We start from the raw sequence: 20,267 nt of genomic DNA, 5'->3' as shown, positions 1-20,267 counted from the left end.
AGGAGTGAGCCTGCTCGCGATAGCGGTGTGTCACTCAAAGATGCTTTGAATGACACACCGCTATCGCGAGCAGGTCAGCTCCCACAGGTTTTGTGTGGCCGGATTCAGATGGCCGGGAAGTCGATATCGGTCAGCGCCGCGTTGTTCAGGTAGTTGGTCAGGCTCTGCACGGCCACCAGTGCAATCACTTCAATGATCTTCACGTCGTCGATGCCGTCAGTGCGGGCGGCGGCGATCTGTTCGTCAGTCAAATGGCCGCGGCTTTCGGTCAACTGACGGGCGAGGGTGGCGTAGGCGTTGAGTTCGCCTTGGCGGGCGGCGACGATGTCTTGCGCCGAGAGCCCGGCCTTGCCGGCAAACAAAGTGTGCGCCGCCAGGCAGTAGTCGCAACCATTGACCTGTGATGTGGCGAGGTACACCGCTTCTTTTTCCTGGGCACTCAGCGAGGTTTTGCCGAGGATCGCCGAGGCTTGCACGTAGGTTTCGAGGGCCACCGGTGCTTTGGCCAGGGTGGTGAAGACGTTGGGCAGGAAACCGATTTTCTTTTTCACGCCTTCCAGTACTGGGCGGCTGGCGTCGGTGGCGGTTTCGAGGCTGATGGCGTGGATGCGGCTCATGGGGATTCTCCGAGAGTCCGGTGCGTAGTGCGCCGGGGATGGAGCCATGTTATTGAGTGAGGCTGGTGGATTGGCGGCAAATCGTCGAGGATATGCGGCAGATCGTCCAGATATGTTCTTGGAGTCGTCCATGGATCGCCTTTCAACATTGCTCAGCCATTTCGGCGTGTCTGCCGGGACTTTTCACAGTGGCGCGTTTTGCGGCGTCGCGGTTCATGAAAATGAACCGGTCGGCCATGTGCATTTGTTGCAGGCCGGTGAGTTGCTGCTCAAACCGGGCAGCGAACGCGAGATCCGCCTCAGTGAGCCGTCGCTGATCTTCTTCCCCCGACCCTTTGCCCATCGCATGTTCGCCGACGAGGCGATGGACACCCAAGTAGTCTGCGCAACGTTGACGTTTGATGGCGGTTCCGGCAATGCACTGGCGGCGGCGCTGCCGGATTATCTGGTGCTGAAACTGACGGACATCCCGGAGCTGGGCAACACCGTGGAATGGCTGTTCAAGGAAGCGTTCGAAGGTCATTGCGGGCGCGTGGCGGTGATGGATCGCCTGTTCGAATTGCTGGTGATTCTGCTGTTACGGCATTTGATCAGCAGTCGCGAGCAGCAACCGGGGATGATCGCCGGACTGGCTGATCCACGTCTGTCGCGTGCCTTGAATCTGATGCACGAGCAACCAGAAAAACCGTGGAGCGTGGCGGATCTGGCCTCGGTCGCCAATCTGTCCCGCGCCGGATTTGCCGAGCAGTTTCGCCGTGTGGTCGGGCAGACGCCGGCCGATTATCTGCTGAGCTGGCGCGTCAGTCTGGCGCAGAAGCGCTTGCGCGAAGGCAAGCCGATTGCGCTGATTGCCGAGGAGGTCGGTTACGAAAGTCCTTCGGCGCTGGCCCGGGCGTTTCGGCGCAAGACCGGGCTCAGTCCGCGGGAGTGGAAGGCCGGCGCCTGAGGCTCATTTGGCGAATTTCTTCGCCCCGGCCACGCACAGGATCACACCCAGCGTCACGGCAAGCATGCCGAGGCTGACCTGTTCATGCAGCAAGGTTGCCGCAAGCGCCAGGCCAAAAAACGGCTGGAGCAATTGCAACTGACCGACCGCTGCAATCCCGCCCTGAGCTAGGCCGCGATACCAGAAGACAAAGCCGATCAGCATGCTGAACAGCGACACATAGCCCAGACACAGCCACGCCGAGAGGCTGATCGTGTTGAACGAGGTGGGCGCCAGCCACAGACTCAAAAGCGCCATGAGCGGTAGCGACAGCACCAGCGCCCAGCAAATCACCTGCCAGCCGCCGAGGGTTCGCGACAGTTTCGCACCTTCGGCATAACCGAGGCCGCAAGCGAGAATGGCAGCGAGCATCAACAGATCACCGGTGGGCGAGGCCGTCAGGCCTTGTGCCAGGGCGAAACCGACGACCAAAGCGCTGCCGAGAATCGAGAACATCCAGAACACCTGTCGCGGCCGCTCACCGCCGCGCAGCACGGCAAAAATCGCTGTGGCCAGTGGCAGCAATCCGACAAACACAATCGAGTGCGCCGACGTCACGTGTTGCAGCGCCAGGGCGGTCAGCAGCGGGAAACCGAGCACCACGCCCATCGCGACGATAAACAGCCCCAGCCACTGATTCCGCGCCGGCCGCCGCTCGCGAAACAGCCACAGCAGCGCCACCGCCAATACCCCGGCGATGGCGGCGCGGACCACGGTGAGAAACACCGGATCGAACTCCAGCACCGCCAAGCGCGTGGCCGGCAGCGAACCGCTGAAAATCACCACACCGATAAAACCGTTGATCCAGCCGCTGGTTTTTTCCAGTGCCGGGGTCGTCAGATTCGAAGTCCGTTCCATAGCAGATCACGCTCAGAAGTGGGTTGCGTTGCGGGCATGCTAGAGCCGAGAATCAGCACAATCAAAAAATTGTCATGGATACATCCGGCATGCCACGTTCGCGCTACAAGACCATCGTCGATGCCTATGCTGCCGACATTCGTTCGGGGCAGTTGCCGCCGGGTACGCGGTTGCCAACTCACCGGCAACTGGCTGCTGAGGAAGGGCTGGCGCTGGTCACGGCTTCGCGGGTGTACGCGGAGCTGGAGGCCATGGGCCTGGTCAGCGGCGAAACCGGGCGTGGCACGTTTGTCCGCGAAACCTCGCTGTCGCCGGGGCAGGGCATCGATCAGAAAGACGTGGCGGTCGGCATGATCGACCTCAATTTCAATTACCCGTCGTTGCCCGGTCAGGCCGATTTGTTGCGCAGCGCGTTGCGCCAATTGGCATTATCGGGCGATCTGGAAGCGTTGCTGCGTTATCAACCGCACGCCGGTCGTGCCCACGAGCGCGCGTCCGTCGCCCGGCATCTGCTGACGCGCGGCGTGCGGGTCGAGGCCGAGCAGGTGCTGATCGTCAACGGCGCCCAGCAAGGCCTTGCGGTGACGCTGATGGCGCTGCTCAAACCCGGCGATGTGATTGCTGCCGACGCGCTGACCTATTCCGGCTTCAAGGTGCTGGCCGAAGCGCTGCATCTGGAAGTCGTGGCGATTCCGGTCAGCGCGCAAGGGCCGGATCTCGCGGCGCTGGACAAACTCTGTCGCAGTCGCTCGGTGCGCGCCGTTTACAGCATGCCGACCTTGCACAATCCGCTGGGTTGGGTGATGCCGTTGGCGCAGCGCGAGCAGTTGGTGGCGATTGCCCGTCGACATGATCTGACGATCATCGAAGACGCGGCCTACGCATTTCTGGTGGAAAACCCACCGCGTACGCTGATCGATCTGGCACCGGAGCGCACGGTGTACGTCTCGGGTCTGTCGAAAAACATCGCCACAGGCCTGCGCGTTGGTTTCATCGCTGCACCGACAGACGTGGTGCCAGCACTTGAACGCATCATCCGCGCCACCACCTGGAACACGCCGGGCGTCATGACCGCCATCGCCTGTGGCTGGCTCGACGACGGCACAGTGACGTTGCTCGAGGAGCAGAAACGCAAAGATGCCAAGGCGCGGCAGGCGCTGGCGGCCGAAGTGTTGAAAGGATTGCCCAGTGTTGGCCATCCGGCGTCGTATTTCCTGTGGCTACCGTTGCCGGAGGATGTGCGCGCCGACCAGATTGTCGTCGAGCTGATGCACGAGCAGATTTCCGTCACCACCGCCGAGCCGTTTTCGGTGTCGGGCCATGCGCCGCATGCGATTCGGCTGGCGCTGGGTTCGGTAGAGATGGACGTGTTGCGTCAGGCGTTGATCAAAATCAGCAGGATCATTGGCGCTTACCGGTAAAAACAAAATGCTACCCTTGCGCCGCACGATGCAGACCGACCCGGAACCCTCGATGAAAAACACCGCTGCACTGTCACTCGCCGTGATTCTTGGCACCAGCCTGTTCACTACGTTGAGCCATGCCGCAGGCGACCCCGAAGCCGGCGCGAAAATCTTCCCGCGTCTGTGCGGCGGCTGCCATCAGGTCGGCGAATCGGCCCGTCCGGGATTCGGCCCACAACTCAATGGCATCATTGGCCGGGCTGCCGGGACGTCAGCCAACTACGTGTATTCCGATGCGATGAAGAACTCGGGAGTGACCTGGGATCGCGAAACGCTGATCGCGTATCTGAAGGATCCGAAAGGTGTAGTGCCCGGTACGCGGATGATTTTCTGGGGGCTGAGCGACGAAGAAAAACTTGATAACTTGTTGGTGTACCTTCAGGAGTTCTCGGGATAAAAAATGAAAAACGCGCGGTGCGCGTTTTTAGGTGAGGACATTCGTTATTCCTCCATTAAGGTTTCTTTAAAAGTGGCAGGCGATTGGATGTCCAGCTCTCTGGCGTCAAATTCTCGCTTTAGAATCATCGAGAGCCTGGACTGACTATTTGCTTTGAATACGGCATGGCATGCATTATCAAAATTTGCACTTGCATATCGAAGTGCACGATGTTTGCTGGTTCTGATTCCGCGAAAGTGAAACTCAACAAAGTCTCGAAGTTTATCTCCACTCAGCGTTTCGATTATTCTTTTATATTGTTCAATGGTGGAGCGTTCTAATGAATGCTCTTCGGTGTCGCTCACGCCTTTACTTCTGATGTTTAGTATGGCTTGTTCCAGGCAGAGTGGTTCGCGAAGAGGTTGTGTTAGATGTTCTTTGGCCTCAATTAATCTTGGATGAAGTCTTCCTGATTCGAAGTATTGAAGTCTATGAGCCCCGTCTGGGTCAAGTTCCAGGTTTTCTATCCATTTGTCAATCAATGATTTCGCAATGTTGGGTAACCCAGTTTCTTCAAAGCATTTGGAGATGGAAGAAATGTTTGCAGCCTCCACTTCATAAACGATTGGTTCAAGAAACTCATGGAATTTTTTCGCTGTTTCTTGGGAAAAGGCGGGATCCCATTTATGATCAGTCAGGAATTTTTCGATTGTTTCATTATCTAGGTTTTTCTTGAGGTTTTTTTTGCGCGGCTCTAAATATTTTCTTATTTCGTTTTGGTTTATTGATCCTGTTTTTAGATAAGCAATAACAATGCTGACAAATTGGTCCCGACTGAATTTTATTGCATTGATGGTTGTGATCCACTCTGTTTGCTGTGCAGATGGACTGTCGTTTGCGCCGTTTTGGCTATATTTGATCAAGTAGTCTAGCGTCAGTCCGTTTTTTACGCCTCCATAATGTGCTGCTGATAACAGCACCATCGAGGGCATGATGTTGTTGTATATTTTTGGATTAAGCCCTGGATGTTCAGTTAGTACTTTTGAAATTGTTTTCAGAACTCTTTTTATAATCCGAATATTCGTGATTTCGAGATCTATTATCGTTTTTTTGGTTGATTTCAAGTGGCTGGCAGTTTCGCCTGATGAAGCAATTTCAAATGCCTCCTTTGGTGATGGGGTCAATATGATTTCGGTGTCTATAACTTTTTCATGAAGTTTTTGCCAGGTTTCGTTATCTTCAATCTTGTCTGTGTTTAAAAGTAGCAGGAAGCGTGCGCTGTGCTTTTCCGAGTACTCATTTATGAAGCCAAGAAGCTCATTTATATCAAATGATTTGTTCTTGCGTTCGATGTCGTCAATAGCGATGATTCGTGAGCTAAGTAGTTTTGGGAGTCCAAGTAGAGCGATGTCATCTAGCGAGATCCCTAGGAATTTGTTTGCGGCCCCTTTCGCTGCACTCGCACTACCGTTTAAGAAGCCATCTACCAGTTTTTTATCGGTAGCACTAACTGCTTGAATGAGTCGTTTTTTTAGATCTAGAATGGATGTCAGTCCAAATGCAGATACGGTTAGGGTTTTTTTTGTAACCTTACTCGTGTCGAACTGTTGCCATAAATGGGTTTTGCCAGTACCCCAAGCTCCTGTCAGGGCAACTACTTTATTGGTGTTGTCATTTAATGCTAGTTGTAAGGCTTGTCGGCTTTCTTCGAAAGCGCTAGCGGGTTCCATTAGTGTGCTACTCCTTGATATATATGTGTGTGCTGGTTTTTAGCTAAATTGGTTGGGGTTTTAGTGTAAAGGCGTATTGGTCGAAGTTGAGATAAACGCCTGATCAGGCTTAGGTTAATTGAGCTTTTCTTTTTGCTCAACCTGCCTCGAAAACCAAGTGACTATCGAATTGCACGCCGGATGCGATCCCGCCGCAGGCTGCAAACACAACGAATAAACCCCACCCGTCCTCAACGGCTCGCCAAACGGCACCACCAACACCCCACGCTCGATCGACTCTGCCGCCAGCGTCATGTCCGTCACTGCCACGCCCAAACCTCGCGCCGCCGCATCCAATGCCAGCTCATCAAGATTGAATGGAATGTGCCGGTAATCCTCCAGCGGCTTTCCCTCATTCGCCGCCAGCCATTCAATCCACGCCTGACGATCGGCTGAGCGATGCAGTAACGCAAATCGCAGTAACTCGTCGACCGAGCGCGGCGCCCCGGCGACGGTGGGGGAGCACACTGGCACCAGCGCTTCTTCGAACAGCGTCAGGCAATCCGGATCGCTTGATGGCTGCGGCAAATAAAGAATGTAGGCGTCACTGTCATTGCCCGGCTCAACCACTTCAGTGGCGACGGTTTCTATCGCCAGCGACACCTCGGGATGGCGCAGATAGAAGTCGCTGAGTTTCGGCAGCAACCAGCGCACCGCCAGCGACACATGCATTCGGATGCGGAAGGGGCGTTGCTGCGGGGCGAGACGTTCTTCGAGGGTCTTCAATTGTTCAAGGATGCTGCGGGCGCTGGCCAACACCTGTTCGCCTTCTGCGGTCAGGCTCAGGCTGCGGCTGCTGCGGATGAACAGTGCAACATTGAAGTGGCTTTCCAGTTGCTGGACCTGTCGGCTCACCGCGCTTTGCGTCAGGCACAGCGTTTGCGCAGCGCGGGTGAAGCTGCCGCAACGGGCGACTTCAACGAGTGCTTGCAGTGCTTGTAGCGAAGGGACGTGGCGAATTTTATCCATGCGCTTTCTGAATGGCTCGATGATTTTATAGCGTTGGTCAGTCTATTGAAGACCTTATAGATTCTGGTTCTGGCGATGATCTTCTCAAGTCGTGCATGCGATTCACGCATGGTGGCCGTTCAGAAGCAAGCCGCAGAACGACAGTCGAATGAGGTGAGGCATGGAAAACGTATGTGGCTGGATCGCGCAGGCCGGCAGTTCGCCGGAGCGCGGTCGATTGAGCGGGGCGCAAAAAGCCGATTGGCTGGTGATTGGCGCGGGGATCACCGGACTCAGTGCCGCACATGCCCTTGCCGATCTGCACCCGCAGGCGCGCATCGTCGTGGTCGATCGACAGCGTGCCGCGCACGGCGCTTCGGCCCGCAATTCGGGATTCGTCGTGGCCCATGAACACCCGGCGCACAGCGAATTGATCGGCGCGCCGGGTTTTGCCGGGTTTGAAGTCGACACGACGATTTCCCGCGCAGCCAGCGAAGAGGTCCGGCAACGAATCGCCCGCCATGGCATCGACTGCGATTTTCGCGACAGCGGGTATTACTTTGCCGTTAACGACCGCGCCAAGCTCGAGCATGTCGACGCCAAACTGGCCACCCTGCGTGCCCTCGGCGCTCGCGCGGAGTTTGTCCAAGGCACGGCGCTGGCGCAAAAGCTCGGCACAGCTCACTACGCGGCGGCGATCTGGTGTGACAACGGCAACGCCCTGTTGCAACCGGCCAGGTATGTGAAAGGTTTGCTCAATGCCTTGCCGGGCAATATCACGGTTTACGAAAACACTGATATCACCGGATTGGAGCGACTTGCGCAGGGACGACTGCGGGCCAACGCTGCGCAAGGCAGCATCGAAGCCAATCGGATTCTGGTGTGCCTCAACGCTTTTATTCCTCGGGTCGGGATCGCCGACAGCGCGACATTCCCGATGGAGCTCAGCGCCAGCCTCACGCGGCCGCTGACCGATCACGAGTTCAATGCCATCGGCGCGGTAGAACCCTGGGGCGTGCTGTCGACCCGGCCGCTGGGCGCCACGGTACGCCTGACCCCGGATCGCCGCGTGATGATCCGCAACACCGCCGAATACCGCACGCGCGACCTCTCCAACAGTGAACTCACGTTGCGTCGCCAGCACCATGTGCGCGGCTTGCAGCGGCGCTTTCCGTTTCTTGGCGAGCAAGACATTCAGTACACCTGGACCGGCCACTTGAGTGCCAGCCGCAGCGGTCAGGCGTTTTTTCAGCGGGTCGAAGAGGGCGTCTTCGCCGTGGCCGGCTGCAATGGTTCGGGTGTGGCGCGCGGGACGTTATGGGGCCGGCTGCTCGCAGAACTGGCCTCTGGTGTTGACTCGCCACTGCTGCAAGCGGTGATGCAGCGCGCCGATCCCGGCTGGCTGCCACCGCGTCCGTTTTTCGACATCGGTGCCATGCTTCGCATGCGCGTGGAGGCGGTCAGGGCCAGAACAGAAATCTGAAATTCCGCCTATCGCACAACAACAAAAGCACTCTACACAGGTGACAGACCATGCGCATCCACCCACTTTCCCTGGCCGTCGTCGCGGCTGCGTCGACCTCAGCCCTCGCCGACGAAACCGTGAACATCTCCAACTGGAACAGCTACATCGCCCCGGATACCCTGGCGAGTTTCACCCAGACCACCGGCATCAAAACCACCTACGATATTCACGACAGTAACGAAGTGCTGGAATCGAAATTGATGACCGGCAACACCGGTTATGACGTGGTCAGTCCGTCGAACCACTTTCTGTCGCGTCTGATCAAGGCCGGTGCAATCCAGAAACTCGACAGAGCGCAACTGCCGAACTGGAAAAACCTCGACCCGGTCCTGATGCAGAAACTGCAAGTCAACGACCCCGGCAACCAGTACGGCTATCCGTATATGTGGGGTACCGCCGGCATCGGTTACAACGTCGAAAAGATCAAGGCGATTTTCGGCAATACCGATGTCACCCGTTCATGGAAGCTGTTGTTTGATGAAGACAACATCAAGAAACTCAGCCAGTGCGGCGTAGCGTTCATCGATAACCCGACACAGGTGTTGCCGATTACCCTCAACTATTTGGGCCTGCCGCCGCACAGCCACGAGCCTGAAGACTACAAAAAGGCCGAGCAGGCCTTGTTGAAGATTCGCCCGTACATTCAGTACTTCCACGCCTCGAAATACATCAGTGATCTGGCCAACGGCAACGTCTGCGTGGTGATCGGATTCAACGGTGACATCGTTCAGGCTGCGGCCAGCGCCAAGGAAGCCAACAATGGCATCGACATCGCGTATTCGATCCCGGATGAAGGCACGACACTGTGGTTCGACATGCTGGTCATGCCGAACAACGCACCCCATTCAAAGAACGGCTACGCCTACATGAACTACCTGCTTGAGCCGAAAGTGATTGCCAACATCAGCAACAGCATTCATTACGCCAACCCGAATGCTGCCGCCGGTGAATTTCTCAACCCCGACGTGAAGCAGGATTCGGCAATCTACCCGCCGAAAAGCGTGATGGAGAAGTTGTTCACGGTGGAGGAACTACCGGCGAAGATTGCGCGGCTGACGACGCGCTTGTGGACGAAGTTGAAGACCAATACCTGAGTTCTCGATCATGAATATCAGGTCAGGCGTGAACGCCTGGCCTTGATTGCGATTCAAGTATTGGCGTGTTCGGGCGATATGCCTGACACCCTGGTCTCATATTGAAAAACGACATGAAAAAGTTATTCGGCGTTGTTGCTGCTTTAGTGTTGCTGACGGGTTGCGTGACCAAAGATCTCAGCGTTGAAGACCGCCAGCAGATCAAGACCGTGAAAGTGCTGCCGGTGTTTGTAGCCGTCGACAACTTTCAGTACACCAGCATGACGCAGGCCTGGGGAGCCGGCTTGGGCGCAGGAGCCGGCGCAGCGGCGGGCATGGCCTCCGGTGCTTCGACCATTGGCGCCGGTGCGTTGACGGGGGCGGGCTCCGTAGCAGGGACGAAAGCGGCGGACGTGGCCACCGGAGATATCACTCTGGCGATTCGCAACAACATGAAGGCCCATGACATTGACCTGAGCAAGTTGATTCGGCAAAGCTTTGAAAAACGTGTGCAGCAGGAGCATCTGTTTACCGTGGTGGGTGACGATGAGCGAGCCGATGCCGAGGTCGAAATCCTCGTATCGCAATGGGGTCTTTGCCTCAAGAACTACAGCACCGTGTTGTATCCCGTTATCGGCGCCACAGCTCAAATCAAGCGCAACGGCTCCGCGGTGTGGCGCAATTTCGACACCATTTCCGTATCCAACGATGCCAACACCATCGCTTATACCCCGGAGCAGTACGCCACGGATCCCGAGACACTGCGCAAGGCGTTCAGTCATGTGTCTGATCTGGTGGTCGGTAAACTGGTCGAACACTTGAAGCAGTGAAGGGCTGATCACGCCACCTGATTACGGCCCGCTGCTTTGGCCTGATAGAGCTGCTGATCGGCGCGTTTGATCAGCGCGCTGTGGCTGTTATCGGCCGGATCCGCCAGGCCGACGCCGATGCTCACCGTGACTTGCCCGACGGCAGGGAAATCGGCCTCGGCAACTGCCGCGCGGATCTTCTCGGCGACCACTTCCGGGGTGTCGGGTTGGGCGATTTCCGGCAACAGCACGGCGAACTCTTCGCCGCCATAACGGGCGACGAAGTCGGTGGTGCGCAAGCTGCTCTGAATCAACTGGGCCAATTGTTGCAGCACATCATCACCCACCGCGTGACCGTGCGTGTCATTGATGCGCTTGAAGTGGTCGGCATCGATCAGCAGCAGGGAAAACGGGCGTCCAGTGCGGCGGAACAGCAGTGTGTACTCGGTGAGCTTCTCATCGAAACGGCGACGGTTGTATACGCCGGTCAAGGCATCGTGGGTCGCCAGATTCAGCAGTTCGGCGTTGGCCAGTGTCAGGGCTGCGGTGCGTTGTGCCACGGTGGCTTCCAGCGAGGCATTGGCCTCTTGCAGTTCGCGCTCTTTACCGAGCAGCGATTGCGTCATTGCATCAATGGACTGGCCGAGCTGAGCGATTTCCAGTACCGGGTGTTGCAGCGGGAATTGCGCGCCAGGCTCTTTGTTCTGGACCTTTCGGGCCGAACGGGCGAGCTGTTCGATCGGGCGGCTCAGGTACAGCGCCAGGTAATAGGCCACCAGCCCGAACAGCACTGCTGCGGCCACACCCAGGATCAGCAATTTGTACATCAGCAGGCGCGCCGGTTGCAGCGCGGTTTGCAATGGCTGGCGCACGGCAATCGACCACGACAGCGCCGTACTTGATGGCGTCGGTACGGTGACCATACTGGTGAGAAAGCCGTTGCCAGCCGTCCAGCCCTGCAATTTCGAATCAGTCGCCGCCAGTTGCTGGCCCATCAGTGCTTCGGGATAGAGAATCTTGCCATCGTGGTCGATGATCAGCGCCTCGATATCCGGCATTGAGTTCTTATGCGAAAACGCCGCCGACTCGACAATGCGCGTCACCCAACTCCAGTGTGCGTGAGCGCCCAGTACGCCAATCACCTGACCGTCGGCGTTGTGGATCGGCGCGGCGAAATCGATGAAACGCAGCGGTTCACCGTTCGGCAGCCCCGGCAGCATTTTCGCCAGCAGCACCGCTTCGTGAGGGTCGCCGGTGTACTCACTGCGTAAACCGGCCTGGAACCACGGCCGTTGTTGCACCGATAAGCCGACCAGCAAGCCGTTCACTGCTTGATGCACCGTGCCCTCGGCATCGGTGACGCCCATCCACGCATACTCGGTACGCGCCTGAGTGCGCAGTTGCATCGATTTGAGAATGGTCGGGTTGTCCAGATCGCCACGCTCCAGATGCGGTGCGCGGCTGAGCAGATAAACCTCCAACTGGCGTTCGCGTAGTTGTTCTCCCAGCAACGATGCCGCCGAGCGCGCCGTGTTGAGCAGCGCATTGCCGCTGGCCTGCTTCATTTGTTCCGTGGCGATGTGGCCGACATAGAAGCCCACGCTGAGCAGCGTCAGCAGGGACAAACCGGTAAACCAAAGGGTGAGGTGGCTACGCAGACTGGCTTTGAGCATGGGCAGGCGAGGTCTGTTTTGGAGTTGTGGCCGCATGGTATGCGCAATGGGCGGTGGGTGACCAGTCGGGGAATGGATGGTTGCGGGCAGGAAAAAGCCCGGCTGATCAGGCCGGGCTTTTCAGGGGATTGCAGTGAAGCCAGTGACTTATGCGACGCGGCGTTCGATCAGACGATCGGAACCACCTTCAGCAACGCGGCGTTCGATCAGACGATCGGAACCGCCTTCGGCAACGGGGCGTTCGATCAGACGATCGGAACCGCCTTCGGCAACGCGGCGTTCGATCAGACGATCGGAACCACCTTCGGCAACACGGCGCTCGATCAGACGATCAGAACCACCTTCAGCAACACGGCGTTCGATCAGACGATCAGAACCACCTTCAGCAACACGACTTTCAATCAACCTGTCCGAGCCGCCTTCAGCGACTTGGGTGTGTGCCGGGGTGGCGGCAAAAGCGTTAATGGCGAAAACCGAAAAAGCGATGCTGAGAAGGGTCTGGCGTTTCATGATCGTGTGCTCCGGGGTGTTGTTGGTTGGTATGGAGCTGATGTTACGCCGTGGATTTTTTATGAGAACTTCATTGCCGTGATGGTGAACATCGACCGCAATGATGGTTCACCAATCCCCTGTAGGAGCTGCCGCAGGCTGCGATCTTTTGATCTTTCTCAGAGCGACTTCGCCGCCCGAACACACAGTTCACCGGTCGCCCGTGTCAGGGCAAGTTCATGCAACGCATCGTGGGTCAGGCCACTGCGCGCCTTGGCCAGCCACACCGGGCAATTCGCATCATGGCGATACGGCGTGAAGTCAGCGTATTGCTGCAAGAGCCGGGTTTGCAGTTCATCCAGACGCGGGCGGATCTGCTTGCCGAGGTCGGGGCGCGGAGTGTCCGGCGCGGCACCCGCCGCCTGCCATTGCGAAAGCAAACCGTACTGCACCAATTTGTTCGCCTCCATTTGCGCGGCAATCAGTTGCGCCACCTCTTCCGGGTCGAGCTGGCGCTCGGCGGCCAGCGTGCGGGCATTGGCGATAACCTGCGCCTCACGGGGGCTGTCCTGAATCGGCTTGCCGCTGTCCCATTTGGTCAGTGCGACGAGGTCGCCGATGTTCAGGCGTTCGTTGAGTGTTTCCAGCAACGGCTTCAAGGTTTCGCCGGGCGCGGCGGCGTGAGCGCTGCTGGCGAGCAGAGCGAGGAGGGTGCCGGTCAACAGATTGGCAAAGGGCGGCATGAACAGAGCCTCAATGGGAGCAATGGGAGTGGGCAGTTGTTTACCACAGCTCTGAACCGACACCTACAGATCCGTGCCAATTACACAGGCATAGGCACCGGCAATAAACACCGATTTGAAATGTTAATTGCGCCCCGCGTGCAACTCGCCGAAGCTATCCTCCATCAGCCCTCCCGCCGTTCGAGATGGACCTCTATTCAATGCAAGCTGCCGCTCAACGCCCACTCTGGCACACCTACCTGCTGTTCCTCGCGCCGATGGTGCTGTCCAATTTTCTGCAGTCGATGTCGGGCACGGTCAACAGCATCTACATCGGTCAGATGCTCGGCACTCAGGCGCTGGCGGCGGTGTCGGGGATGTTTCCCGTGGTGTTCTTTTTTATCGCCCTGGTGATCGGCCTCGGCGCGGGCGCCGGTGTGTTGATCGGTCAGGCGTGGGGCGCACGTGAGCCGCACATGGTCAAGGCGATTGCCGGGGCGACGCTGTTGCTGGGCGTATTGATCGGTCTGGTGGCTGCGGTGTTGGGCAGCGTGTTCGCGCGGCAGGCGCTGACGGGGCTGGGGACGCCGGCGGATGTGCTCGACGATGCGGTGGCGTATGCCCATGTGATGATGTGGATCTTGCCGTCGCTGCTGGTGTTCGTGTTGTTCACGCAATTGTTGCGCGGGGTCAGCGATACGCTGTCGCCGTTGCTGGCACTGGTTGTGTCGACCTGTGTCGGGCTGGCCCTGACCCCGGCGCTGATTCGCGGCTGGTTCGGCTTGCCACAACTGGGTATCCAGAGTGCGGCGTACGCGGGGCTGGCGGGTAATCTGGCGGCGATGGCGTGGCTGTCCTGGCGGTTGATCAGAAAGGGTCATCCGTTGGCGCCGGACCGAGAGTTCTTCGCCGCGCTGCGCCTCGACGGGGCGATTCTCGGCAAGGTCTTGCGCATCGGCCTGCCGACTGGCGTGCAGATGATTGTGCTGTCGCTGTCGGAGCTGGTGATTCTGGCGCTGGTCAACCAGCACGGCTCGCAAGCGACGGCGGCGTATGGCGCGGTGACGCAGATCGTCAACTATGTGCAGTTCCCGGCGTTGTCGATTGCGATCACTGCGTCGATTCTTGGCGCACAGGCCATTGGCGCCGGGCGGCTGGAACGCATGGGGCCGATTCTGCGCACCGGACTGTTGATCAACGTGTGCCTGACCGGCGGTTTGATTGTGCTCGGTTACCTGTTGTCGCACTGGCTGCTGGGGCTGTTCCTGACCGAGGACTCGACCCGGGCAATGGCTGAGCATCTGCTGCACATCATGTTGTGGAGCCTGTTGGTATTCGGCTTCCAGGCGATCATCGGCGGGATCATGCGCGCCAGCGGTACGGTGTTGGTGCCGGTGATCATTGCGATCATTTGTGTGGTCGGCGTGCAACTGCCGGCGGCGTACTGGCTGGACGGGCAATATGGTTTGCAGGGCGTGTGGATGGCGTTTCCGGTGGCGTATCTGGGCATGCTGGTGTTGCAGACCCTGTATTACAGACTGGTCTGGCAGCATCAGAAGATCGAACGGTTGGTGTAAACGGTAAAGGCCATCGCTCAGCAATCGTGCGATCAGGTTGGCGCTACAGGCCTTTCGCACCGGGAGCAGTGGCGTTTGGAGAATCCTCTGGCATCGTCAATCAAAGCATCGTAGGTTAAGCAGCATAACTATAAGGATGATCGAGGGTGTAAGTGGGAGCTTTTCGACTGTTGTTGGCCGTTCTGGTCGCCGTGTCTCATATGGGCAAAAATCTCGCTGGGCTCAATCCCGGTGTGGTTGCCGTCATATCGTTCCTGATCATCAGCGGTTTCGTGATGACCTCGCTTATCGAACGCAACTACCGCAGCATCGAGAAAGTCGGCCTGTTCTATGTCGACAGAGCATTGCGCCTCTACCCACAGTTTCTGTTCTATTTCGTCGTGTCCTGCCTCGTGATCCATTTCTTGCTGCCCGGTACACCCCAGGCGGCTGAACTGACGGTGAAAACCATAGCCTCGAGCGTGCCCATCCTGCCTTTGGGCTTTTACATGTTTGGCGTCGCCGGAACGCAAATCCTGCCACCTGCCTGGTCGTTGGGGCTGGAGATGTGTTTCTACCTGGTGATTCCGTTCCTGCTCATTTTCAACGCGCGCGGCGCTGCGTTCATCTTGTCGTTCGGTATCTTCCTGCTGGCTTGCCTTGGCTATATCGATACGGATATCTACGGTTATCGATTGCTGCCGGGCGTGCTGTTCATGTTTCTGTGTGGCAGCTATCTGTACAAATCCGACCGCAAAGGGGTGGCGATTGCAGTTGGCACGGCGATCGTGGCGGGGCTGCTGTTTGTGGCGATCATGACGGGATTGATCGAGCGCCAGCCGTTCAACGCCGAGGTTACGCTCGGCATCGCGCTGGGCATTCCTGCCGTGTTGCTACTGAGCCGGTTCAAGTTTCATCCGCTGGATGAGTTCCTCGGCAATATCAGTTACGGCATGTTCCTCAACCACTTTGTGGTGATGTACCTGTTGCGCGGTTTTTGGCCGGTAGCCTATGACGCCCATATCGTTGCTGCGGTGCTGGCGCTGGCTTTTGTGTTCAGTATTGTGTCGTATTACTGCGTCGAGCGACCGGCGCTGAAGTGGCGTCACCGCCTGCGCGCACGTACAGGAAAGGGCGCTGAGCCATCGCGCAGCAGCGAACTGGCCGTTTGAGCCGCGAGCTGGCATAACGGGCGGTTGTTTGCTTAAGTCAATCGAGGCCCTCGACGGCAAGCGATGCCCGGAGAATCCCATGTCGATCCGATTGCTGTTGGCTGCCGCGTTGTGCCTGTGTGTCATGCCGAGCGCGCAGGCTGTCGAATACACCCGGGTCAACACCACCGCGAGCCAGATCAGCTTCAGCTACAACCAGATGGGCTCCAGGATGTATGGCACTTTCAGCCGGTTCGAGGCGACGCTTGACTTCGACACCGACAACCTCGCCACCGCCCATACGACCTTGCACATCGACCTCACCAGCATCGATGCCGGCAGCGAAGACGCCAATTCCGAGCTGGTGAAACCGGCCTGGTTCGACACTGCGAAGTTTCCTCTGGCGGTGTTCGAATCGAGTCGTTTCACTCGGGTGGACGAGAGCCACTTCGTGATATCCGGCCAGCTCACGCTCAAAGGCATTACCCGTGAGGTTCAGGTCCCGGTGGAGTTGAAACCGGGCCAAACGATCGGCATCTTCGACGCCGAGCTGGTACTTCAGCGCGACGAGTTCGGTCTCGGCGCAGGGGAGTGGGCAGACACGGTGGTGTCCAAGGACATTGCCATCAAGTTCAAGGTCGTGGCACCACAGCAGTGATGTCGCCTCACAAGGTATGATGTCGCGGTTTTCCGCCGGAGTTCACCCGTCATGCCCCGCCTCACCCACTACAAATCTCCATGCCCCGAGGGCATCGACAGCCAGATTCTGCAAATGGTCGTCGACTACCTGACCGACATCAGCGCGGTCGGTCTCGGCCCGAGCAACCTGCTGTACAACGTCTATCAGTACGCGGTCGGCTATGAGGTGCATCTGTATCTGGAGGCGTTGAATGGCGAGAAGGGCACCGACGTCGAGTTGCTGGTCGCCACCGACGAGGATGATCCGGAACAAGTGATCGGTTTTCTGTTGTACCTGCCTGTGCAGGGCGATTGGGAAGCATGCAGCGTCGCCTACATGGCCGTGCGCGAAGGGCATCGGCGTCAGGGTGTGGCGCGGGCGATGATCGGCGAAATGCTCGGGCGTTATCCCCACGCGGAACTGGCCTGCACAGTCGGCAAAGTCCCGTATTTCGAGGCGTTGGGCTTTGAGGTGATTGGCCAGCGTGAAACCCAGGTGTTGATGAGCACCCGGCATTACCGCAGCAACGGCCTGCGTGGATTTATCGACACCACGCCGATTTACCGGTCGCTGGAAGTGCAGCAGATCCATACCTATCTGCTGCAAAAAAACGGCAAGCGCGCGATGCTCGACGCTGAGAAACAACGCGACCGCCACCTCGATCAGACCAGCCGCCATGTTGAGGAGTTTGTCCGCCAGCGCCTGACCGTGCACTGACCTCACATCGCTGAAAAAGCCCTTGCTGTGAATTCCGCAGCAAGGGCTTTTTTCTGCCCGTCATTCAGCCAAGTTTGACGTTCATGGTGATCCGCGCCGTGAACACGTGCTTGCCCTCGGTGTCGTGAATATCCACGGTGACGATCTTGTCGCCTTCGCTCTGCCAATCCACGCCCTCACCACTGGCCACCGCCGTCACATCGGTTTTTGCCTTGGCCAGATACTCCACAGTCATGCCTTTGGGGATCCAGCGTGCGCCGGCCGGGATCGATACATCAGTCATCATCCCGGCGGCGAGTTCTGCGGCGTTGCACATGGCAATCGCATGCACGCTGCCCAAGTGGTTAGTGATCTCACGGCGGAACGGCACTTGCACCGTCGCCGCATTCGCGCGCAACTCGGTCACCAGCGGGTTGACGGTGCTGAAGTACGGTGCGACCTGGCAGGCCATCTGGCTGAATGCTTGCGGACCTGCGCTGTTGAACATGCTGAGAAACTGACTCATGGAAAGCCTCGCGGAAAGTGATTTTGCAGAATGATGTTCCGTTACAGAATAATATTCTGTAACGGAACGGTATTCTGTCTGCGGGAAATCTGTCAACCTGTGCGTGTTTTTCATGGGCACGACGTGTGTCTTTCAATCCCGATTTTCAGGCAGTGAGCCGCATGGACACCGCAGATCTACTTGAACGCAGCTACCCCGGCCGCCGCGCCGAACTCAAGCGCGACATCTTTCGCAAGGCGCTAAGCCTGTTCAACGAGCAGGGGATCGAGGCCACCACCATCGACATGATCCGCGCCGAGTGCGATACCAGTGTCGGCGCGATCTATCACCACTTCGGCAACAAGGAGGGCTTGGTCGCCGCGTTGTTTTTCACCGCGCTGGAGGATCAGGCGAGGTTGCGCGATACCTATCTGGAGACGGCGCAAACCACCGAAGAAGGTGTGCAGGCGCTGGTGTTCAGCTACGTCGATTGGGTCGAACGTCAACCGGAGTGGGCGCGCTTCCAGTACCACGCGCGGTTTGCCGTGACCAAAGGGCCATTCAAGGACGAACTGGCCGAGCGCAACAAGACCCGCAATCTGCGTCTGCGCGACTGGCTGGCCGAATCGGGGCGCGCTGCTGAACTCAAAGCGCTACCCGCCGAACTTTTGCCGTCGTTGATCATTGGTCAGGCCGACAGTTATTGCCGCGCCTGGTTGGCCGGGAGGGTGAAGGGTGGACCGGCGGAATATCGCGCGTTGCTGGCGCAAGCGGCCTGGCGCTCGATCCGCGCCGATGCGCTGTTGGACTGCTGATTTGCGCAGGCAAAAAAAGAGCCTCAAAGCTCTTTGATGGGGAGGAAGTGGAGCCCGTGAGGCTCAAGGTGCGCATGAAGCAAGACACGGGCTTGATTGGGGTTCAGAGCACCCGTGCCTACGCAGTGCTCGAAGAGCAGAGTCACTGTGTGATTCCATCCTAGGAGTGTGCAAGTGGCGGCTCAAGTACCGCCAGTCGCATGGGCGGCGGCGCGTTCGACCATGGCCAGAATGGTCGCGAACAACTCATCGCTGGCCTCTTGCGCGCTGATTTCACCGTTGGCGGCCGCGTGCGACAGCGCTTCGGCGGCGCCGAGCATGGCGCGCAATCCGGCCTGTGTGATCTGCCCGCCGCTGGCGTGCGGTGTCAGATCACGGCGGCATTTTTCGAGGAAGATCGCCTCGTACTCGCGCTTTATCTTCTCCAGTTCCGGGGAGCTCGCCAGCGCGGCGATGATCCCCGGAATTTCGTTGCCCTGCAGCATCACGCACTCAACGTACGCCTTGGCAATCACCGAGGCGATGCCGGTCAGTGTCGGTTCGCTTTGGGCGATGGCGGCGTCCATCAGCACCGTCTGTCGTGTGTCGAAATCCCGATAGAGCGCCGCGAGCAATCCGGAGCGCGTGACGAAATGGTCGTACACCACCGGCTTGGTCACCCCGGCTTTTTCCGCCAGATAGCCAAGTGTCAGGGCGTCGGTGCCTTCGGCGCGGATGATTTGCCAGGCGACATCGAGCAATTGGCGCAAGCGGTCCTCGCGCGCCAAGCGACGGCGTGGTTGCGCAGGGGCGTTTTGTTGTGAAGTTTTACCGGTTGACATGCTTATCTACCAAACGTAGCTTACTATTCGTAACTTACTCTGAGTATATAAGCCTTGGTGAGCAATCACCAACCGGAGAATTGCCATGCACGCCTTGATCGTCGTCGCGCATCACGACCCGCACTCGCTGACCCACAGCGTAGCCACACAAATTGCCGCAAGCCTTGTTCAGACCAACCCGGCCAACACCTTTGAAATCGCCGATCTCTACGCCGAAGGCTTCGAACCACGTTTCGGCGCTGCGGATTTCGCCGTGCATCACCGGGAGTCCGTGCCGCCTGCGGATGTGCTGGCCGAGCAGGCACGCATCGATCGCGCCGATACCTTGGTGCTGGTCTACCCGGTGTACTGGTGGTCGATGCCGGCGCTGCTCAAGGGCTGGATCGATCGGGTCTTCAGCAATGGCTGGGCCTTCGATTTCACGGGGGAGCTAAAGCATGTGAAGAAGCTCCAGCGCCTGCGTGTGCATCTGGTTGGCCTCGCTGGCGCGGATGCGCGGACCTATGAGCGCCATGGTTATGCCGCGGCGATGAAAGCACAGATCGAACACGGGATTTTCGATTACTGCGGCGCGACGGTGTTGAGTTCGACGTTGCTGCCGGAATCGGAGTTGCGCGATCCGTCGGAGCAATTGGCGGTTGCAAGGGAACTCGGTAGCCAAATGCTCACATAACCCCTGTAGGAGCTGCCGAAGGCTGCGATCTTTTGATCTTGTCTTTTAAAAGCAAAATCAAAAG

21 protein-coding genes are annotated in these 20,267 nt (G+C 58.2%); 12 read left to right on the top strand and 9 right to left on the bottom strand.

Features of this window, described 5'->3' with window-relative positions:
- Window positions 1–104: 104 nt before the first annotated feature.
- Window positions 105–617 carry a carboxymuconolactone decarboxylase family protein gene (locus ACW9IR_RS22945; protein WP_102899331.1) on the bottom strand — a complete coding sequence of 171 codons (513 nt, stop codon included), beginning with the start codon at window positions 615–617 and terminating at the stop codon, window positions 105–107.
- Between the two features lie 130 nt (window positions 618–747).
- On the opposite strand from ACW9IR_RS22945, the gene ACW9IR_RS22940 reads away from it, so the two are divergent.
- Window positions 748–1,563 carry an AraC family transcriptional regulator gene (locus ACW9IR_RS22940; protein ID WP_095118254.1) on the top strand — a complete coding sequence of 272 codons (816 nt, stop codon included), beginning with the start codon at window positions 748–750 and terminating at the stop codon, window positions 1,561–1,563.
- Between the two features lie 3 nt (window positions 1,564–1,566).
- Here the strand turns inward: ACW9IR_RS22940 and ACW9IR_RS22935 are convergent, their stop codons facing one another.
- Window positions 1,567–2,460 (bottom strand): DMT family transporter, encoded by an 894-nt coding sequence (locus ACW9IR_RS22935; protein WP_110719400.1) that lies wholly within the window; start codon window positions 2,458–2,460, stop codon window positions 1,567–1,569.
- Between the two features lie 89 nt (window positions 2,461–2,549).
- Between ACW9IR_RS22935 and ACW9IR_RS22930 the strand changes: the two genes are divergently transcribed.
- A complete protein-coding gene (locus ACW9IR_RS22930) occupies window positions 2,550–3,881 on the top strand; it encodes an aminotransferase-like domain-containing protein (RefSeq protein ID WP_102899328.1) in 1,332 nt (443 codons plus the stop codon).
- Between the two features lie 52 nt (window positions 3,882–3,933).
- Entirely contained in the window at window positions 3,934–4,320 is a 387-nt protein-coding gene (locus ACW9IR_RS22925) for a c-type cytochrome (RefSeq protein ID WP_102899327.1), read from the top strand.
- A gap of 44 nt (window positions 4,321–4,364) precedes the next feature.
- Here ACW9IR_RS22925 and ACW9IR_RS22920 read toward each other — a convergent pair whose 3' ends face one another.
- Both ACW9IR_RS22920 and ACW9IR_RS22915 read right to left on the bottom strand, forming a co-directional pair.
- Window positions 4,365–6,029, bottom strand: a complete 1,665-nt coding sequence (locus ACW9IR_RS22920) for a hypothetical protein (protein WP_102899326.1) — start codon at window positions 6,027–6,029, stop codon at window positions 4,365–4,367.
- Between the two features lie 114 nt (window positions 6,030–6,143).
- Window positions 6,144–7,037 carry a LysR substrate-binding domain-containing protein gene (locus ACW9IR_RS22915; protein WP_102899325.1) on the bottom strand — a complete coding sequence of 298 codons (894 nt, stop codon included), beginning with the start codon at window positions 7,035–7,037 and terminating at the stop codon, window positions 6,144–6,146.
- Window positions 7,038–7,197: 160 nt separating this feature from the next.
- On the opposite strand from ACW9IR_RS22915, the gene ACW9IR_RS22910 reads away from it, so the two are divergent.
- The 3 genes from ACW9IR_RS22910 (at window position 7,198) to ACW9IR_RS22900 (ending at window position 10,444) form a co-directional block, all read left to right on the top strand.
- On the top strand, window positions 7,198–8,499 hold the full coding sequence (locus ACW9IR_RS22910) for an NAD(P)/FAD-dependent oxidoreductase (RefSeq protein ID WP_102899324.1): 1,302 nt from the start codon (window positions 7,198–7,200) through the stop codon (window positions 8,497–8,499).
- Between the two features lie 50 nt (window positions 8,500–8,549).
- Window positions 8,550–9,635, top strand: a complete 1,086-nt coding sequence (locus ACW9IR_RS22905) for a polyamine ABC transporter substrate-binding protein (RefSeq protein WP_102899323.1) — start codon at window positions 8,550–8,552, stop codon at window positions 9,633–9,635.
- A 113-nt stretch (window positions 9,636–9,748) separates the two neighbouring features.
- Window positions 9,749–10,444, top strand: coding sequence for a hypothetical protein (locus ACW9IR_RS22900; protein ID WP_180988079.1), 696 nt, complete (start codon window positions 9,749–9,751; stop codon window positions 10,442–10,444).
- Between the two features lie 8 nt (window positions 10,445–10,452).
- Here the strand turns inward: ACW9IR_RS22900 and ACW9IR_RS22895 are convergent, their stop codons facing one another.
- From ACW9IR_RS22895 to ACW9IR_RS22885, 3 genes are all read right to left on the bottom strand, one after another.
- Window positions 10,453–12,096 (bottom strand): sensor domain-containing diguanylate cyclase, encoded by a 1,644-nt coding sequence (locus tag ACW9IR_RS22895; RefSeq protein ID WP_102899321.1) that lies wholly within the window; start codon window positions 12,094–12,096, stop codon window positions 10,453–10,455.
- Between the two features lie 147 nt (window positions 12,097–12,243).
- Window positions 12,244–12,606, bottom strand: a complete 363-nt coding sequence (locus ACW9IR_RS22890; protein ID WP_457465190.1) for a hypothetical protein — start codon at window positions 12,604–12,606, stop codon at window positions 12,244–12,246.
- A gap of 158 nt (window positions 12,607–12,764) precedes the next feature.
- Window positions 12,765–13,328, bottom strand: coding sequence for a chorismate mutase (locus ACW9IR_RS22885; RefSeq protein WP_457465189.1), 564 nt, complete (start codon window positions 13,326–13,328; stop codon window positions 12,765–12,767).
- Between the two features lie 200 nt (window positions 13,329–13,528).
- Between ACW9IR_RS22885 and ACW9IR_RS22880 the strand changes: the two genes are divergently transcribed.
- The 4 genes from ACW9IR_RS22880 to ACW9IR_RS22865 all read left to right on the top strand — a co-directional run bounded on the left by ACW9IR_RS22880 (window position 13,529) and on the right by ACW9IR_RS22865 (window position 17,410).
- On the top strand, window positions 13,529–14,884 hold the full coding sequence (locus tag ACW9IR_RS22880) for an MATE family efflux transporter (protein ID WP_102899318.1): 1,356 nt from the start codon (window positions 13,529–13,531) through the stop codon (window positions 14,882–14,884).
- A gap of 152 nt (window positions 14,885–15,036) precedes the next feature.
- Entirely contained in the window at window positions 15,037–16,035 is a 999-nt protein-coding gene (locus tag ACW9IR_RS22875) for an acyltransferase family protein (RefSeq protein WP_457465188.1), read from the top strand.
- A gap of 79 nt (window positions 16,036–16,114) precedes the next feature.
- On the top strand, window positions 16,115–16,672 hold the full coding sequence (locus tag ACW9IR_RS22870; protein ID WP_457465187.1) for a YceI family protein: 558 nt from the start codon (window positions 16,115–16,117) through the stop codon (window positions 16,670–16,672).
- Window positions 16,673–16,723: 51 nt separating this feature from the next.
- On the top strand, window positions 16,724–17,410 hold the full coding sequence (locus ACW9IR_RS22865) for a GNAT family N-acetyltransferase (protein WP_457465186.1): 687 nt from the start codon (window positions 16,724–16,726) through the stop codon (window positions 17,408–17,410).
- 64 nt (window positions 17,411–17,474) lie between these two features.
- On the opposite strand, the gene ACW9IR_RS22860 is transcribed toward ACW9IR_RS22865, so the two are convergent.
- The gene (locus ACW9IR_RS22860) at window positions 17,475–17,915 is read right to left on the bottom strand and encodes a hotdog fold domain-containing protein (protein ID WP_457465185.1); all 441 of its coding nucleotides are present in this window, start codon (window positions 17,913–17,915) and stop codon (window positions 17,475–17,477) included.
- 161 nt (window positions 17,916–18,076) lie between these two features.
- Here ACW9IR_RS22860 and ACW9IR_RS22855 point away from each other — a divergent pair, with 161 nt between their 5' ends.
- Window positions 18,077–18,709, top strand: a complete 633-nt coding sequence (locus ACW9IR_RS22855) for a TetR/AcrR family transcriptional regulator (RefSeq protein ID WP_457465184.1) — start codon at window positions 18,077–18,079, stop codon at window positions 18,707–18,709.
- 182 nt (window positions 18,710–18,891) lie between these two features.
- Here the strand turns inward: ACW9IR_RS22855 and ACW9IR_RS22850 are convergent, their stop codons facing one another.
- Window positions 18,892–19,530, bottom strand: coding sequence for a TetR/AcrR family transcriptional regulator (locus ACW9IR_RS22850; RefSeq protein WP_110719412.1), 639 nt, complete (start codon window positions 19,528–19,530; stop codon window positions 18,892–18,894).
- A gap of 85 nt (window positions 19,531–19,615) precedes the next feature.
- Here ACW9IR_RS22850 and ACW9IR_RS22845 point away from each other — a divergent pair, with 85 nt between their 5' ends.
- Window positions 19,616–20,203, top strand: a complete 588-nt coding sequence (locus ACW9IR_RS22845) for an NAD(P)H-dependent oxidoreductase (protein WP_110719413.1) — start codon at window positions 19,616–19,618, stop codon at window positions 20,201–20,203.
- Window positions 20,204–20,267 lie beyond the last annotated feature (64 nt).

It is taken from the genome of Pseudomonas sp. SDT291_1_S447, from assembly GCF_054070155.1.
The sequence above is the reverse complement of the archived record's forward strand: the minus strand, read 5'-3'. Positions and strand labels throughout refer to the sequence as shown.

Coding starts and splice junctions, on each gene's coding strand:
- ACW9IR_RS22845 (WP_110719413.1), top strand. CDS start 19,616: ATGCACGCCTTGATCGTCGTCGCGCATCACGACCCGCACTCGCTGACC.
- ACW9IR_RS22890 (WP_457465190.1), bottom strand. CDS start 12,606: ATGAAACGCCAGACCCTTCTCAGCATCGCTTTTTCGGTTTTCGCCATT.
- ACW9IR_RS22860 (WP_457465185.1), bottom strand. CDS start 17,915: ATGAGTCAGTTTCTCAGCATGTTCAACAGCGCAGGTCCGCAAGCATTC.
- ACW9IR_RS22865 (WP_457465186.1), top strand. CDS start 16,724: ATGCCCCGCCTCACCCACTACAAATCTCCATGCCCCGAGGGCATCGAC.
- ACW9IR_RS22940 (WP_095118254.1), top strand. CDS start 748: ATGGATCGCCTTTCAACATTGCTCAGCCATTTCGGCGTGTCTGCCGGG.
- ACW9IR_RS22895 (WP_102899321.1), bottom strand. CDS start 12,096: ATGCTCAAAGCCAGTCTGCGTAGCCACCTCACCCTTTGGTTTACCGGT.
- ACW9IR_RS22910 (WP_102899324.1), top strand. CDS start 7,198: ATGGAAAACGTATGTGGCTGGATCGCGCAGGCCGGCAGTTCGCCGGAG.
- ACW9IR_RS22945 (WP_102899331.1), bottom strand. CDS start 617: ATGAGCCGCATCCACGCCATCAGCCTCGAAACCGCCACCGACGCCAGC.
- ACW9IR_RS22905 (WP_102899323.1), top strand. CDS start 8,550: ATGCGCATCCACCCACTTTCCCTGGCCGTCGTCGCGGCTGCGTCGACC.
- ACW9IR_RS22855 (WP_457465184.1), top strand. CDS start 18,077: ATGGACACCGCAGATCTACTTGAACGCAGCTACCCCGGCCGCCGCGCC.
- ACW9IR_RS22925 (WP_102899327.1), top strand. CDS start 3,934: ATGAAAAACACCGCTGCACTGTCACTCGCCGTGATTCTTGGCACCAGC.
- ACW9IR_RS22930 (WP_102899328.1), top strand. CDS start 2,550: ATGCCACGTTCGCGCTACAAGACCATCGTCGATGCCTATGCTGCCGAC.
- ACW9IR_RS22935 (WP_110719400.1), bottom strand. CDS start 2,460: ATGGAACGGACTTCGAATCTGACGACCCCGGCACTGGAAAAAACCAGC.
- ACW9IR_RS22850 (WP_110719412.1), bottom strand. CDS start 19,530: ATGTCAACCGGTAAAACTTCACAACAAAACGCCCCTGCGCAACCACGC.
- ACW9IR_RS22920 (WP_102899326.1), bottom strand. CDS start 6,029: ATGGAACCCGCTAGCGCTTTCGAAGAAAGCCGACAAGCCTTACAACTA.
- ACW9IR_RS22900 (WP_180988079.1), top strand. CDS start 9,749: ATGAAAAAGTTATTCGGCGTTGTTGCTGCTTTAGTGTTGCTGACGGGT.
- ACW9IR_RS22915 (WP_102899325.1), bottom strand. CDS start 7,037: ATGGATAAAATTCGCCACGTCCCTTCGCTACAAGCACTGCAAGCACTC.
- ACW9IR_RS22880 (WP_102899318.1), top strand. CDS start 13,529: ATGCAAGCTGCCGCTCAACGCCCACTCTGGCACACCTACCTGCTGTTC.
- ACW9IR_RS22885 (WP_457465189.1), bottom strand. CDS start 13,328: ATGCCGCCCTTTGCCAATCTGTTGACCGGCACCCTCCTCGCTCTGCTC.
- ACW9IR_RS22870 (WP_457465187.1), top strand. CDS start 16,115: ATGTCGATCCGATTGCTGTTGGCTGCCGCGTTGTGCCTGTGTGTCATG.